Genomic DNA, 14,224 nt, shown 5'->3' with positions numbered 1-14,224 from the left:
TGTGCGGGCGGTTTCCGGCGTGGCCGCCAAGGGTCGAAATGGGGCGGCGCTCGCGGTCCTCGCCTCGGCGATCCTGTCGGCTCCTCCAGCCTGGGCGGAGGAGTCGGAAGAACAGGTCTTCGCAGAGGCGGACGCCATCGTCGTCAACGGCGCCCGCCCAGTGAAGGACGGGGCGATGAAGGTCGGGGCGGCGAAGGTCGACGCGCCGTTGCGCGACATTCCCCAATCGATCCAGGTCGTCTCGGGCGAGTTCATCCGCGACCTGGTGGCGCTTCGCGTCGAAGACGTCGTCCAGCAGGTCAGCGGCGTGGCGCGCGGCAACACCAGCCTGAACGGCGACAGCTTCATCTTCCGCGGCTTCTCGACGAGCGACTTCCTGCGCAACGGCTATCCGGACCGGCGCGCGTCTCTGCGCGACCTCGCCGCGATCGAACGGATCGAGGTCATCAAGGGGCCCGCCTCGGCCCTCTACGGCCGCTCCGAGCCGGGCGGCACGCTCAACTATGTGACCAAGGAGCCGCTGGCCGCCCCCTTCCGTGAGGTGAGCCTGCTGGTCGACAGCTTCGGCTACGTCAATCCGGCGGTCGATCTTTCGACGATGACGGCCGACGGCAAGCTGGGCGCGCGGGTGGTCGGCGCGTTCCAGGACGGCGGCAACTTCCGCGACCACTCGTTCGCCAAGCGAAACTTCGGCTCGGCGGCGATCAGCTGGCGGCCGGGCGAAAACACCCGGATCCTCTTCAACTTCGAGGCGCTGGACGACAACCGGTCCTGGGATCGCGGCCTGCCGTCCACCGCCGCCGGCCCCGCGCCCGTATCGATCACCACCCTGGTCAGCGAGCCGACCGACTTCCGCAAGGTGCGGGAACAGCTCGTCAGCTACACCCTCGACCATGCGTTCAGCCCGACCTGGCGGGTGCGTCAGGCGGTGCTGTTCTCCAGGTCCGACAGCAACAACGTCCGCACCCGTTTCGTGAACACCACCCTCGACCTGGCCACCGGCCTGATCGACCGCGACCGGCTGGGGCCGCGCACCGGGTTCGACGAGCAGGTGAGCGCGCAACTGGAGCTGGCGGGAGAGTTCACCGGCCCGGCCGGCGTCCGGCACAAGGTGCTGATCGGCGGAGACCTCGATCGCTACAAGAGCGGCGACCACACCTTCCAGGGCAACACTCTGGTCGCCTCCAACCGGATCAACATCTATGCGCCGGTCTACGGGAATTTCGTGGCCCGGGGGTTCCGCGAGAGCAGCAACACCGTCTCGACGATCAACGCCGACGGCGTCTACATCCAGGACCTGATCGAGCTCAGCCCGAAGGTGAAGGCCATGGCGAGCCTCCGCTACGACCGCTCGGAAAGCATCTCGGACAACCTGATGCGAAACACGACGTCCAAGGCGACGACCGACGGCTACTCGCCGCGCGTGGGGCTCGTCTGGCAGCCGAACGACAAGGTGTCGCTCTACGGCAGCTTCAGCCAGTCCTTCGTCCCGGTGGTGGGCCAGGATTTCGCAGGCGAGCTCTTTAAGCCGACGATCGGCAAGCAGTACGAGGTCGGCGTGAAGACCGAGCTGTTCGACAACCGCCTGTTCCTCACCATGGCGGCGTTCCAGATCCGCAAGCGCAACATGAGCGTCCCGGATCTGGACCACGAGGGCTTCAACATCCAGACCGGCGAGGTCACCAGCGAAGGGGTCGAGGTCGACGCGCGCGTCCGGCCGGCGCCTGGCTTCGACATCACCGGCAGCCTCTCGCTGATGGATGTCCGCATCACCCGCGACACCCGCGCCGGGGCGGTGGGCCGCAGGCCTGCGAACGTGCCGAACACCAGCGCCGGCCTCTGGGCGAGCTACGCCCTGCAGAACGAGCGGCTCGCCGGCTGGAGCGTGGCCATGGGCGGCGCCTATGTCGGCCGGCGCGAAGTGAACGACCTCGGCGGCGCCTTCACCCTCGCCCCCTACGTGCGGGTCGACGCTTCGCTGCGGTACGAGGCGGAGACATGGCGCGTCGCCGTCAAGGTCAACAACCTCTTCGACAAGCGGCACTTCGTGAACGGCAGTGACGGGCGGATCGACGGGGTCTATCCCGGCGCGCCGCGCAATGTCGCGCTCACCACCTCGATCCAGTTCTGATCCGCCCGATGCCAAGCAAGCTCTCGCCAGCAGTCCAGGCCACATCCCGGACCATCGCCACGGTCGTCGTGGGCTACGCCGCGACCGTCGGAACGGTGGCGCTGCTCAGCCTGCTGCTGGTGCTGCTGCTGGGAATGGTGCGCAGCGAGGCGATCGTGCTGATGAGCATGATCGGTTTTCTCGGCTATGTGGGGATCGTCGTGTGGGGCTTCGCCGAGCCTCGGCTGGTCCGGGTCTGGACCGTGCTCGGCGGCGTGGCGGTGGTCGGCAATGGGATGGCGATCGCTCTGACGCCGCTGCTGCCGCCGATTTCGGTCGGAGGAGGCTGAGATGGAGGACGGCGAGACCGCCGCGCCGAACGGGTTTCGCGCGTCGATGAACTGGCTCCACACCTGGGCCGGCGTGGTGATCGGCGGCGTGCTGTTCGCCATCTTCTGGATGGGCTCGCTCTCGGTGTTCGACCGCGAGATTGATCGCTGGACGATGCCCATGACGCGCATCGACCAGAGCGAGCTGCGCTCGCTGGACGCGCTGAAGCCCATCGTCGAGCGCCTGGTCGACAAGCCCGAGCAGTGGTCGATCGTCCTGCCGTCCGAGCGCGTCCCGACAGTCCAGGTGCGCGCGCGGGAGAGGGGCGGCGAGGAGGTGCGTCGCCATGTCGATCCGGCTTCCGGCGCCCTGCTCGACCCGCCAGGCACGCTGGGAGGGACGCGCTTCTTCTATCCGTTCCACTACCGGCTGCACATTCGGCTGTTCAATCTCGGCGAATGGCTGGTCGGCGTCGCGGCGATGACCATGCTGGTCATGTGCGTATCGGGCGTCGTCATCCACAAGAAGATCTTCGCCGACTTCTTCACCCTGCGCATCGTCAAGAAGCCCCAGCGCACGACGCTCGACCTGCACAACCTGACCGGCGTGTTCGGCCTGCCGTTCAACTTCATCATCGCCCTGTCGGGGCTGATCATCTTCTTTTCGGTCTATATGCCGACGCCGCAGATGATCGCCTACGGCGGGGGAAAGGCGACCCTGGCGGACGAGGCCTACGGCCGCTTCAAGCGCAAGGCGGCCGACCGGCCCGCCCCGCTGGCCTCGCTCGACGCCATGCAGGCCGAGGCCATGCGGCGCTGGAACGGCGAGCGTCCCGAGCAGCTGCGCGTCTATCATCCCGGCGACGCCAAATCCTACGTCGAGCTGCGCCGGTCGTCCGAGCATGGCGTCACCGACAGGATCGATGCGATCTATTTCGACGGACCGACCGGGGCCGTCATCAAGGCTGCCTCGGCGCGGCCGATCGCCAGCGTCCAGCGCTTCGTCGCGGGCCTGCACCTGATCCAGTTCCGCCACTGGACGCTGCGCTGGCTCTATTTCATCTGCGGCCTCTCGGGCTGCGTTCTGATCGGCACGGGGTTCCTGTTCTGGGTGCAGTCGCGCCGCAAGCGCCATGAGAAGCTAGGCCTGCGCGGCGTCGGCGTGGTCGAGGGCCTGTCGGTCGGCGCCACGACGGGCATCCTCATCGCGACGCTGGGCTTCCTGATCGCCAACCGGCTGCTGCCGCTGACGATTCCCGGACGCGAGGCCCTGGAGGTGTGGACCTTCTATCTCGTCTGGGTCGCGTCCTTCGCGCATGCCTGGATCCGGCCCCGCGGCGCCTGGGCGGAGCAATGCTGGACCATCGCCGCCGCCGCTCCGCTCGCGGTGATCCTGAACGCCGCCACCACCGGCGACACCCTCATTCGCACCGCGCTGCGCGGCCAATGGAGCGTCGCGGGCATGGACCTGACGCTCCTGGCGGGCGGCGCGATCGCGTCCGTCGCCGCGCTGCGTCTTCAGCGCCGCGCCGCGTCGGCGCCGACGCGGGCCCTCTATTCGACAGGAAAAGACCATGTCTGAGGCGTCACTTCTGGCGGCCATGTTTCTGTCCGCCCAGGCCGGCTTCCTGCTGCTGGCGCTGAGCCAGCCGCGGAACTGGAAGTTGGTCATGGGCGAGGCCGCGCCGGCGAGCCGTTGGGGGCGGCGGCTGCGTTTCGGCGGCTACGCCTTGCTGGCGGCGTCTCTGGGGATCGCACTGCACCGCGACGGCCCATCTTTCGGCCCTATCCTGTGGACGGTCTCCCTGACGGTCGCCGCCGCGAGCGTCGTGGCCTGGCTGACCTGGCACGCCCCGCGCCTGCGGCCCGTCCTGCGCGCCCTTGTCGGGACCCTTCCAGGACGGCGACACAGCTAGCCCCCGCGGAAATTTCCTTGGGCGGCGGCGCTCGGCGTGGGAGATCGACCCGCCGGACCGCCACAACATCGCCGTTTGCGCCACGGACAAGGTCGACAAGGTCAGCCGCCTGCCTTTGCCAAGGGAGGAGCGCGCTGCAAAGCGGGATGGGCCAGCCTGTTGGCGCGAAGGACAGTAGCGATCTTCCAGCGTCTCCTGATCGCCATGGCATGGGTGATGCTCGCGGCCGCGGCGCCCAATCCGGCGCCCGCCCAGCCCCAGAGCCATGTCCAGGGGCCCGCGCCCTCCGTGACGACGCGCTTTGGCGCGGCCATGGACGCGCGGCTGGACGGCCACGAGGCCAGCCTGCGCGCCATACGGCGCGCGGCCCGGACAGGCTCCGCCGACGATTCGGCCCTGCAGGCCCAGAAGGCGGCGCTCGAACCCATCCAGGCGGACCTGGCGGACGCCCTGTCGACGCTGACGCCACGCCTGGAGGACGCCCAGGAGCGGCTGGCGGAGCTCGGACCGGCCCCAGGTCCAGGCCAGCCGCCGGAAGCCCCGGACGTCGCCGAGGCCCGAGCCCGGCTGCTGAGATTCCAGAAGAGCCTCGACGATAGCTCGAAGCGGGCGCGCCTCCTCTCTGTGGAGGCGAACCAACTCAGCGAGTCCATGGCCGGTCGGCTGCGGCGGAACTTCTCGGCGCGGCTGTGGGCGCACAGCCGCTCGGTGTTCGACCCCACCCTGTGGGGAGACCTCGCCGCCAGTCTGCCGGACGACGTTCAACGCGCCTATGATGCTGGCGCAGCCCAGGCAAGGCAGGTCTCGGCGACGCCCGCCGCCCAGGTCTGGTCGGCGGTCCTGGCGGCGCTCGCCCTGTTCCTGCTGGGCCCGGCGCGGATCATCCTCGTCGGCCTCGGACGGCGCCGGTCGATCGCCCAGGTTCCCAGCTCGGGCCTGCGCAAGTCCGCATTGGCGTTGTGGTTGACGCTCATTGGCGCCCTGACGCCGCCCTTGGCGGGCCTTCTGCTCTATTCGGCCCTGTCCGGCGTGGTCCGCCTGACGCCGGCCGCGGACGGCCTGGCGCAGGCGTTCATCAGCGCCTTGCTGTACGCCGCGACGATAGACGCGCTCGGCCGGAGCCTGCTGTCGCCGGGCCGGCCGAGCTGGCGGCTGGCGCCGGTGACCGACTCCTTCGCCGACCGACTGGCGATTTTCGCACCGATCATCGGCGCCGCGGTCGGGCTCGCGAGCTTCCTGACGCGCGCCAGCGTCGAGCTCGACGCCAGCCCGGCCGTCGGCGAAGCGACCCGCTGCCTGAGCGTGATCCTCCAACTCCTCGCCGTCGGCGGCGCCCTGGCCTGGGCGCGCAGCACCTCGGCCAGCCAGGAAGAGCCCGACGAGGCTCGGTCGCGCCTGCCGTGGGTCCTCGCCGCCGTCGCCGCGTGGCTGGCCCTCAGCGCCGCTCTGATCGCCGTGGCGACAGGCTATGTCGCGCTCGCCAGCTTCATCATGCGCGAGCTGATCTGGATCGCCACGGTGCTGGCGAGCCTGTTCCTGCTGATGCGGTTCATCGACGACCTGTGCGAAACGCTGTTTGCGCCGCGCCAGGGCCTCAGTCGGCTGGTCGGGGCGGCCACGGGCCTGTCCGACCACGCGCTGGAACAGATCGGCGTGCTGCTGTCGGGCGCGCTGCGGCTGGCCCTCATGATCTTCGGCTGGATGGCGATCGCCGCGCCCTTGGGGGCCAGCGCCCGCGAAATCCTCACCCGGGCGACATCCACCGAGATCGTGTTCAAGCTCGGCAAGATCTCGATATCGCCGGGCCTGATCCTCGGCGGCGTGGTCGTCTTCGCCGCCGGCCTGGTGATCACCCGGGTCGTCCGCAGCTGGGTCGAGACGACCTACCTGCCCAAGACGCGCATCGACGTGGGGCTGCAAACATCGATCACCGCCGGGCTTACCTACCTGGGGGCCCTGATCGCCCTCCTCACGACCTGCGCCTATATCGGCTTGAGCCTGAGCAACATCGCCCTGTTCGCCAGCGCGCTGTCGGTCGGCATCGGGTTCGGACTGCAGGCCGTAATCGGCAATTTCGTTTCCGGCCTGATCCTGCTGGCCGAGCGGCCGATCAAGGTGGGCGACCGGATCGCCCTCGGCGACCAGGAAGGCGACGTGCGGCGCATCAACATCCGCGCCACCGAGATCGAGCTGGGCGACCGCTCCAAGCTGATCGTCCCCAACTCCGACCTGATCTCCAAGATCGTGCGCAACGTGACCCACGGCGGCGCGCTCGGCCAGGTCAAGATCGTGCTGCGCGTGGCCAACGACAGCGACGCCGCAGAGGTGCGCGATTTGCTCTTGGGTCAGCTCGCAAGCCACCCCGGCGTGCTACGCGAGCCTCCGCCCGGCGTCTTCCTCACCAGTGTTTCCGACGGCGCCCTCGAGTACACGGCGATGGGCGCCGTCGCCTCGCCCCGCCACGCGTTCGGGACCAGGAGCGATCTGTTGTTCGCGATGGTGGCGGCGCTGAAGGCCCGCGACGTCAAGCTGGCGCCCCCTTAGACCTCGATCCGGTCGGGCTCCCAGGCCGGTTCGCGAATCTGGCCGAATGATCAGCAAATGGCGTCGACGGTTCGGGGCTGGCGGCGCCAATTCTTGCGAACGGGTCGGAGCCCGCCCCAAGACGGCTAAACCACAATGACGCTCCTCGAAATCGCCACTCGCGCTGTCTGCCAGGAAATCGGCCTGCATCCGGACCGCTGGGAGAACTTCGCCCACCTCTCCCAAGCGGCCTTCGACGCTATCGCAGCGCACCTCCCAGAAGACGTCCGTGCGCTGTTCGTCGGCGAGGAGCCGCGCAGCGTCGCCGGCGCCGCGGTGGTCCGCGCCTCCACGATCACCATGCCGCCGGAGCACGGTGAATAGACCTCGACCTTCATCGCCGCGCTGCGCCGGAAGCCGCGGCCTCGATCTCAGACGAACCAGCCGTCCGTCGCGAGCGTCGCGGCGCTCCAGGACCCCGCCCCATAGGCCGACAGGTCCAGGCTCTGATCCTCGAAAACCTGCAGAGGCTCGAGGGCGGCGCCCCCTTGGATCGCCTCGACGCTGGACGGCGGCGACCAGGCCTGTGATGCGGCGGAGACGTCCAGGGCCAGGGCGACGGCGAGAATCGCGGCGCCGGCGTGCAAGCCCGTGCGCCCGGCGGGCTGCGCCGCCGGCGAGGCGATCGGAGCCGTCTCGTCGCAAAACAGTCCGACCGGGTAGGACCACCGCAAGGCGCGCATCTCAGCGCGCGCGGCGCTCCACTGTCGCCTGGCGACCAGCGCCAGTAGAGCCAAGCCCAATCCCCAAAGCAACAAGGTCATCCCACGCCCCCCGCCCATCGGCCATACCAACGGTATGACCAGCGTGGTTACCAATCCGTATGCGGCGCAAATGGGGTCCGGGGGCCGTCGACGCCGGGGCGGCGGCGACGGCCTTGGATGAGCGCTACTTCTTCGGCTCTGGGTACTTGATCCGCGGCTGCAGGTTGGAGATCACCTGGCGAGCGTCGAAGGCTTTCGGATCTTCGGCGGGCTTGGCGCCCTTGCCCATGAAGATTTCGGCGCTGGCCTCGAACTTCTCCACCGTGCGGATGTCGATGCGGTCAGCCCAGAAGGGGTCGCCCCAATAGGGGTCCCAGGAGCGCCAGGCGCCGTAGCCCGGGCCCCAGTAGCGCCAGGACGGACGCCAGGCGCCGAAGGTGGGGCCATACCAGGGTCGATAGAGCGGGTCCGGCTCCACATAGGTGTAGGCGTTGCGCTGGGTGTTCCGATCGACGATGGCGAACCAGTCAAAGCCCTGCTGCACCGTCAGCTCGGCGGCGCGGAAGAGCAGGTAGCCCTCCACCGTCTCGCGCGCGGTGAGGCTGTTGCCGGAGAAGGTGACCCGCCAGCGATTCGGCTCGATGCGGACTTCCGAATACCCGCCGGAAGCCGCCTGACCTCGAATATTCGGCTGGTAGGGCGTGGGGGTGGCGCAACTCGCGAGCGCGGCCGCCAAGGCCACGGTCACGGCCAGCGCGGCTGATCTCTTTGCCATTTGTTGTTCCAATAACTAGGCGATGGTCCCTCGAGGAACGCTACGCTGACAAACACTTGGCCACAATTGTGGTTGCTTGGCGGCGGCTAAGCTTCACGCGCGAAACGCAATCGCGGCGTTGTCGAGCCGGGATCAGGCGCCCACGCCGGCGACCAGCATCCAGATCAGCCGGCCCGCCGCGCCGAACAGCAGGACGAGGGTGGCGAGCGCCTGGATGATGAAGCCCGGCGCGCGCTTCAGCGGGTCGCGCATATAGCCCTGGGCGTAGATGATGCGGCCGACCACCCAGACCGCGCCCAGGCCCGCGGCTGCCGCGTCGTTCCAGTAGATGGCGAACAGCCACATCGAGACCAGCAGGGCGGTCAGCCATTCGAGGCTGTTGTAGTGGATGCGGATGGCGCGCTCGAGCCGCGGGTCGCCGGTCATGGCCGGGGCCGGGATCTTGCAGGCGTGGCGCACGCGGCCGACGTTGATCCCCATCCCCAGGACCGTCAGCACGGCCGCCAGCGACGCCAGCGCGACCCAGATGTGCGGTTGCATCCTTATTTCCCCCTCAGGCGGCCGGTCTGGCGGCCATGGGGGAGCTTGGCACAGGCGCCCGCCAAGATGGAACTCCCGCTGCGCCCTCGCGCGTTCGGGTCGAAAGCCCGCCGGAGACCCGACCGTGCTCGTGGAGTCCACCGCCGTCCACGCCATCGACTACGACCCGCGACGCCAGACGCTATGGGTCACCTTCGTCAGCGGCGAACGCTACCTCTACCTCGACGTGCCGGCCGAGGTTCACCAAGCCTTCCTGGAGGCGGAGTCGAAGGGCCGCTTCTTCCAGGCGCAGATCCGCGGTCGATATGGGTTCGAGCGGCTCCCATAGCTTGTCATCCCGGAAGCCGCGCAGCGGCTGTCCGGGACGACAGGGCTTGCCCTATTTCTTCAGCCGCCGGTCGCGGTTGGCGGTGACGCGCAGGCGCAGCGCATTGAGCTTGATGAAGCCCGCCGCGTCGCGGTGGTCGTAGGCCACGGCGCCTTCTTCGAAGGTCACCAGTTCCTGGTCGTAGAGCGAATAGGGGCTGGTGCGGCCGATCACGGTGACATTGCCCTTGTAGAGCTTCACCCGCACCTGGCCGCCGACCATCGTCTGGCTGTAGTCGATGGCCGCCTGCAGCATCTCGCGCTCGGGGGCGAACCAGAAGCCGTTGTAGATCAGGGACGCGTACTTCGGCATCAGCTCGTCCTTGAGGTGAGCTGCGCCCCGGTCGAGGGTGATGGACTCGATGCCGCGGTGGGCGGCCAGCAGGATGGTCCCGCCGGGGGTCTCGTAGACGCCGCGCGACTTCATGCCGACGAAGCGGTTCTCGACCAGGTCCAGGCGGCCGATCCCGTTGTCGTGGCCGAGCTGGTTCAGCCTGGTCAGCAGGGCGGCCGGCGAGAGCTTCTCACCGTCGATGGCGACCGGGTCGCCCTTCTCGAAGTCGATGGTGATGACGGTCGGTTTGTCCGGCGCATCCTCGGGCGAGATGGTCCGCATGTGCACGAACTCCGGGGCCTCGACCGCCGGGTCCTCCAGCACCTTGCCCTCGGACGAGGAGTGCAGAAGGTTGGCGTCGACGCTGAACGGGCTCTCCCCGCGCTTGTCCTTGGAGATCGGGATCTGGTGCTTCTCGGCGAAGTCGATCAGCGCCTCGCGGCTCTTGAAGTCCCATTCGCGCCAGGGGGCGATCACCCGGATGTCCGGCTCGAGCGCGTAATAGCCCAGCTCGAACCGGACCTGGTCGTTGCCCTTGCCGGTGGCGCCGTGACAGACGGCGTCGGCGCCGATCTTGCGGGCGATCTCGATCTGCTTCTTGGCGATCAGCGGCCGCGCGATCGAGGTGCCCAGCAGGTACTGGCCCTCGTAGACGGTGTTGGCGCGGAACATCGGGAAGACGTAGTCGCGGACGAATTCCTCGCGCAGGTCCTCGATGAAGATGTTCTCGGGCTTCACGCCCAGAAGCAGCGCCTTGTCCCGCGCCGGACCGAGCTCCTCGCCCTGGCCGAGGTCGGCGGTGAAGGTGACGACCTCCGCCCCGTACTCGGTCTCCAGCCACTTCAGGATGATGGAGGTGTCGAGGCCGCCCGAATAGGCGAGCACGACCTTCTTGACGGGCTTGTCGGCCATGGCTGGTAAGTCCTGAAGTCGCGGGAGGATGAGGGCTCGCGCGCCTTAAAGGGCGCCGAGCCTTCGGGTTCAAGGCTTAAGCTGACCTTCGCGCTCCAGAGCCGTCATCGCTTCGCCCAGCCATCGCAGGTGCAGGAGGGCCAGCAGCGGGGCGGAAACCGCGCGCACGCCGAACCAGATGAAGGCCAGATCGGCGTCGTCGCTCCAGGTCCGGGCCTGGAGCACGAACCACAGGCTGAGCAGGAAGGCCGCGCCGGGCAGCGCCCAGACCACCAGCCCCCGCGGCAGCCGCACGCCCATCAGCGGCGGCTTCACGTCTTGCGGAATGCGCCGCCAGGCCTGACGCGAGGCGCTGAACATGATGCTGAGCGCGACGATCCAGAGGGCGTCGCCGGCGTAGGTCCAGACCATGGGCTAGCGTCCCGCTTCCGAAATTCGCCAGTGTAGGCGCCAGGCGTGAGCGAACGTCGGAAGCGACAAAAACACGAGGTGGCGTCTCCTCAGATCTGGCCGGCTGTCCGGATTTGCAGCTCGCTCCGGCATAGCGGCGACGCAGGCGAACTTCAAATCCTGCACGCTAGACGGTCACCTGGGTGCCGAGCTCCACGACCCGGCCGGGCGGGATCTTGTAGAAGTCGGTCGGGTTGGCGGCGTTCTTCAGCAAGAAGATGAACAGCTTGTCCTGCCACAGCGGCATGCCGGACTGGGCCGAGGGCACCACCGAGCGCCTTCCTAAGAAGAAGCTGGTGGCCATGATGTCGAACTTCAGCCCCAGCCTGCGGCAGAAGCCGAGCGCCTTCGGCACGTTCGGGCTCTCCATGAAGCCGTAGGAGATGATCACCTTCTTGAAGTCGTCGTTGACCGGCTCGATGCGGATCCGGTCCTCGTCGCGCACGCGCGGCGTCTCGGCCGTCACCAGCGTCAGGATGATGTTCTTCTCGTGCAGCACCTTGTTGTGCTTGAGGTTGTGCATCAGGGCGACGGGCGCGGTGTCCGGGTCGGAGGTCAGGAAGATCGCCGTGCCCGGGGCGCGATAGGGCGCCCGCGCGCGCAGGATCTCCGACAGCTCCGACAGGGGCACGCTGTCGCGGCGGGTCTTATCGCTGAGGATCTGCGACCCGCGGGCCCAGGTCCACATGATCACCACCAGGCCTGCGCCCAGCACCAGCGGCAGCCAGGCGCCGTGGAAGAACTTCAGCAGGTTCGAGGTGATGAAGACCATGTCGAGCAGGCCGAAGCCGGCGCTGGCCAGAACGGCGACCCACAAGGGCTTCTTCCAAAAGTGCTGGACGATGACGAAGAACAGCAGGGTGTCGACGAACATCGCCCCGGTCACGGCGATGCCGTAGGCCGAGGCCAGGTTGGTCGAGGAGCGGAAGGTGAAGAGCAGCGCCAGCACGCCGACCATCAGCATGGTGTTGACCTGCGGCACGAAGATCTGGCCGGCCTGGGTCTCGGACGTGCGGCGGATGTCGATCCGCGGGAAGAGGCCGAGCTGCACGGCCTGCTGGGTCATCGAGAAGGCGCCGGTGATCACCGCCTGGCTGGCGATGATGGTGGCCGCCATGGCGAGCAGCAGGACCGGCCAGTACACCGCGTCGGGCACCATCCGGTAGAAGGGCTCCACCGCATTGGCCGGGTCGTGCAGCACCATCGCCCCCTGGCCGAGGTAGTTGAGCAGCAGCGCCGGAAGCACCAGCGCCAGCCAGGCGGCCTGGATCGGGCCTTTTCCGAAGTGGCCCATGTCGGCGTAGAGCGCCTCGGCGCCGGTCACCGCCAGGAAGACGCTGCCCAGGATGATGAAGCCCAGCAGCCCGTTCTGGAGCAGGAAGACCACGCCGTAGTGGGGCGACAGGGCCCGGAAGATCGAGAGGTCGTCGGCGATATGGTAGACGCCGAGCGCCGCCAGCACGAGGAACCAGACGGCCGTGATCGGGCCGAAGAACCTGGCCACGTTGGCCGTGCCGCGCGATTGAACCATGAACAGAGTGACCAGGATCGCCGCCGAGAGCGGCAGCACCAGCCGGCTCACCTCGCGCGGCGCGCCCGGCGCGTCGCGCACCCCTTCGACGGCGCTGAGCACCGACACCGCCGGGGTGATGATGCCGTCGCCATAGAACAGGGCCGCGCCGATCACGCCCAGCAGGAAGACCCCGGTCGAGCGGGCCGGCAGCGACCGCTGAGCGAGCGCCATCAGCGCCAGGGTGCCGCCCTCGCCCTTGTTGTCCGCCCGCATCAGGAAGACGACGTATTTGACCGTGACGATGAGGATCAGCGCCCAGGTCACCAGCGAGACCACGCCCAGCACCGCCATTTCGGGACCGATGCCCTTGCGGGTATGATGCAGCGCCTCGCGCATGGCGTAGAGCGGACTGGTCCCGATATCGCCGAAGACCACGCCGACCGAGCCCAGAGCCAGCTTCCAGAACCCCTCGTGCTGCGCGCCGCCGTTCGGGTCGTCGGCCGCGAGCGGCGCGGCGCTGGCCTGATCCGCCATGCAAGTCTCCGGGACCGTTTTCGCACGGCTTCCTTGTCGGACGCCGCCGCAGTCTATCGGCGCGATATAGAGTTTCCTGGGGCGGTTCAATCGCCGCCGCAGACGCAGGTTCCCTGGCGCAGGCTGAACGTAACGTATGGCGTGGCGTCTGGCGCCTATTGCGACACCTTCTCCCAGCGATAAGGCTCGTCTTCGCCGTTCCGTTGCGGTGCTCCGGAACGTTCGGCGACACGATACCCAATCGCCTGGCTCGCCGCGCGCTGGATCGGGGTGCGTCCGCACAGCATCAGCCATAGATCTCATGGCGGCCATGATGCCCGCCGGCATCGGCAACTCAAGGACGGCGGCGAAGGCCGCCGCCGCGTCGCGGCGCGCCCACAGGGCGCGTCCTTGACTTGCCGATACCGGCGGGCTCGCATCTGCCGTGAGACCTAAGGCGGAGAGCGTCTCGCGACGCTACAGAGGTCCCGGATCGCGGAGCGCGCGGGGACAGCCTGCCTCTTCCCGGACATTGCTCCGGGATGATCACCTACGGGCGCCGTCTCCGCCAGAGACGGGCGCGGGATTGAAGTACTCGCGAAAGAGCGTGATCTTTCCCTGGCGAAATCGAAATATCGCAACCAGTCGGTTGACGGCTGTTCCATCCGGAACCGTCTGCACAGTGGTGCTCACTTCGAGCGCGATCACGCCGGGCGTGCGGCCTGTGTAAGCCTGGTCGAGGCGATATTCGATATGGCGGACCTTGCCCGTCATCGTCTGACGAAAGAAATTCAGCACCTGGGAACGGCCGCTGACGACATGCCCGGCGCCGGCATAGGGAAGCTCCAGCACCGCGTCCTCAGCCAGCAACGTTTCGGCGCCGGTGAAATCGAGTCGTCCCACGGACGCCAGGAACGCCATCGCGGACTGGGTTTCGGCATCGCCCGTCTTGTTTTGACCAGGACCGGGCGCCGCCGCGGCTACGCGTCCTCGGTCATGGCTCGCCGCATGGGCGGCCGGCGCCAGCGCAAGCGCCAACAGCAACCCTGCCACGATCGACGTTCGGGTCTTGGGACAGGACAACCACGCGATCGTCATTTCGCTCGCCCGCTCCAGGAAGGTGTTGTCGGTCGTTGCTCTGGCCATGTCATATCCCAAGGCTGGCCTCGTCCGACAGCT

At 68.2% G+C, this 14,224-nt stretch carries 14 protein-coding genes; 7 read left to right on the top strand and 7 right to left on the bottom strand.

Translation table 11 applies throughout. The features are described 5' to 3' along the window. Window position 1 precedes the first annotated feature (1 nt). From ACSQ2B_RS16730 to ACSQ2B_RS16705, 6 genes are all read left to right on the top strand, one after another. Window positions 2-2,131 (top strand): TonB-dependent siderophore receptor, encoded by a 2,130-nt coding sequence (locus ACSQ2B_RS16730; protein WP_436051566.1) that lies wholly within the window; start codon window positions 2-4, stop codon window positions 2,129-2,131. Window positions 2,132-2,139: 8 nt separating this feature from the next. After that, a complete protein-coding gene (locus ACSQ2B_RS16725) occupies window positions 2,140-2,460 on the top strand; it encodes a hypothetical protein (RefSeq protein ID WP_436051564.1) in 321 nt (106 codons plus the stop codon). Window position 2,461: 1 nt separating this feature from the next. Continuing rightward, the gene (locus ACSQ2B_RS16720) at window positions 2,462-4,021 is read left to right on the top strand and encodes a PepSY-associated TM helix domain-containing protein (RefSeq protein ID WP_436051563.1); all 1,560 of its coding nucleotides are present in this window, start codon (window positions 2,462-2,464) and stop codon (window positions 4,019-4,021) included. Further along, window positions 4,014-4,355 carry a DUF3325 domain-containing protein gene (locus ACSQ2B_RS16715; RefSeq protein ID WP_436051561.1) on the top strand — a complete coding sequence of 114 codons (342 nt, stop codon included), beginning with the start codon at window positions 4,014-4,016 and terminating at the stop codon, window positions 4,353-4,355. The genes ACSQ2B_RS16720 and ACSQ2B_RS16715 overlap by 8 nt, the downstream gene beginning before the upstream one ends. Before the next feature lie 159 nt (window positions 4,356-4,514). Further along, entirely contained in the window at window positions 4,515-6,899 is a 2,385-nt protein-coding gene (locus ACSQ2B_RS16710; RefSeq protein ID WP_436051559.1) for a DUF3772 domain-containing protein, read from the top strand. Between the two features lie 135 nt (window positions 6,900-7,034). Next, a complete protein-coding gene (locus ACSQ2B_RS16705; RefSeq protein WP_436051558.1) occupies window positions 7,035-7,262 on the top strand; it encodes a hypothetical protein in 228 nt (75 codons plus the stop codon). 47 nt (window positions 7,263-7,309) lie between these two features. On the opposite strand, the gene ACSQ2B_RS16700 is transcribed toward ACSQ2B_RS16705, so the two are convergent. From ACSQ2B_RS16700 to ACSQ2B_RS16690, 3 genes are all read right to left on the bottom strand, one after another. Next, window positions 7,310-7,702 (bottom strand): hypothetical protein, encoded by a 393-nt coding sequence (locus ACSQ2B_RS16700; RefSeq protein WP_436051556.1) that lies wholly within the window; start codon window positions 7,700-7,702, stop codon window positions 7,310-7,312. A 124-nt stretch (window positions 7,703-7,826) separates the two neighbouring features. Next, on the bottom strand, window positions 7,827-8,417 hold the full coding sequence (locus tag ACSQ2B_RS16695; RefSeq protein WP_436051555.1) for a CC0125/CC1285 family lipoprotein: 591 nt from the start codon (window positions 8,415-8,417) through the stop codon (window positions 7,827-7,829). Between the two features lie 132 nt (window positions 8,418-8,549). Continuing rightward, a complete protein-coding gene (locus ACSQ2B_RS16690; RefSeq protein WP_436051553.1) occupies window positions 8,550-8,957 on the bottom strand; it encodes an MAPEG family protein in 408 nt (135 codons plus the stop codon). A 124-nt stretch (window positions 8,958-9,081) separates the two neighbouring features. Here ACSQ2B_RS16690 and ACSQ2B_RS16685 point away from each other — a divergent pair, with 124 nt between their 5' ends. Beyond that, the gene (locus ACSQ2B_RS16685; RefSeq protein WP_436051551.1) at window positions 9,082-9,285 is read left to right on the top strand and encodes a KTSC domain-containing protein; all 204 of its coding nucleotides are present in this window, start codon (window positions 9,082-9,084) and stop codon (window positions 9,283-9,285) included. Window positions 9,286-9,336: 51 nt separating this feature from the next. On the opposite strand, the gene ACSQ2B_RS16680 is transcribed toward ACSQ2B_RS16685, so the two are convergent. The 4 genes from ACSQ2B_RS16680 to ACSQ2B_RS16665 all read right to left on the bottom strand — a co-directional run bounded on the left by ACSQ2B_RS16680 (window position 9,337) and on the right by ACSQ2B_RS16665 (window position 14,191). After that, window positions 9,337-10,569 (bottom strand): argininosuccinate synthase, encoded by a 1,233-nt coding sequence (locus tag ACSQ2B_RS16680; protein WP_436051550.1) that lies wholly within the window; start codon window positions 10,567-10,569, stop codon window positions 9,337-9,339. A gap of 69 nt (window positions 10,570-10,638) precedes the next feature. Next, entirely contained in the window at window positions 10,639-10,980 is a 342-nt protein-coding gene (locus ACSQ2B_RS16675) for a hypothetical protein (protein ID WP_436051549.1), read from the bottom strand. A 166-nt stretch (window positions 10,981-11,146) separates the two neighbouring features. Then, window positions 11,147-13,066, bottom strand: a complete 1,920-nt coding sequence (locus ACSQ2B_RS16670; RefSeq protein WP_436051548.1) for a potassium transporter Kup — start codon at window positions 13,064-13,066, stop codon at window positions 11,147-11,149. A gap of 525 nt (window positions 13,067-13,591) precedes the next feature. After that, window positions 13,592-14,191 carry a nuclear transport factor 2 family protein gene (locus ACSQ2B_RS16665; RefSeq protein WP_436051546.1) on the bottom strand — a complete coding sequence of 200 codons (600 nt, stop codon included), beginning with the start codon at window positions 14,189-14,191 and terminating at the stop codon, window positions 13,592-13,594. Window positions 14,192-14,224: the final 33 nt, after the last annotated feature.

This window comes from Phenylobacterium sp. LjRoot225, assembly GCF_964252855.1.
Taxonomy (GTDB): Bacteria; Pseudomonadota; Alphaproteobacteria; order Caulobacterales; family Caulobacteraceae; genus Phenylobacterium.
This window is presented reverse-complemented; position numbering and strand designations above follow the sequence as displayed.

Excerpts from the sequence above, each read along its gene's own strand:
- ACSQ2B_RS16725 (WP_436051564.1), top strand. The coding sequence starts at position 2,140 with ATGCCAAGCAAGCTCTCGCCAGCAGTCCAGGCCACATCCCGGACCATC.
- ACSQ2B_RS16720 (WP_436051563.1), top strand. The coding sequence starts at position 2,462 with ATGGAGGACGGCGAGACCGCCGCGCCGAACGGGTTTCGCGCGTCGATG.
- ACSQ2B_RS16715 (WP_436051561.1), top strand. The coding sequence starts at position 4,014 with ATGTCTGAGGCGTCACTTCTGGCGGCCATGTTTCTGTCCGCCCAGGCC.
- ACSQ2B_RS16705 (WP_436051558.1), top strand. The coding sequence starts at position 7,035 with ATGACGCTCCTCGAAATCGCCACTCGCGCTGTCTGCCAGGAAATCGGC.
- ACSQ2B_RS16700 (WP_436051556.1), bottom strand. The coding sequence starts at position 7,702 with ATGACCTTGTTGCTTTGGGGATTGGGCTTGGCTCTACTGGCGCTGGTC.
- ACSQ2B_RS16695 (WP_436051555.1), bottom strand. The coding sequence starts at position 8,417 with ATGGCAAAGAGATCAGCCGCGCTGGCCGTGACCGTGGCCTTGGCGGCC.
- ACSQ2B_RS16690 (WP_436051553.1), bottom strand. The coding sequence starts at position 8,957 with ATGCAACCGCACATCTGGGTCGCGCTGGCGTCGCTGGCGGCCGTGCTG.
- ACSQ2B_RS16680 (WP_436051550.1), bottom strand. The coding sequence starts at position 10,569 with ATGGCCGACAAGCCCGTCAAGAAGGTCGTGCTCGCCTATTCGGGCGGC.
- ACSQ2B_RS16675 (WP_436051549.1), bottom strand. The coding sequence starts at position 10,980 with ATGGTCTGGACCTACGCCGGCGACGCCCTCTGGATCGTCGCGCTCAGC.
- ACSQ2B_RS16670 (WP_436051548.1), bottom strand. The coding sequence starts at position 13,066 with ATGGCGGATCAGGCCAGCGCCGCGCCGCTCGCGGCCGACGACCCGAAC.
- ACSQ2B_RS16665 (WP_436051546.1), bottom strand. The coding sequence starts at position 14,191 with ATGGCCAGAGCAACGACCGACAACACCTTCCTGGAGCGGGCGAGCGAA.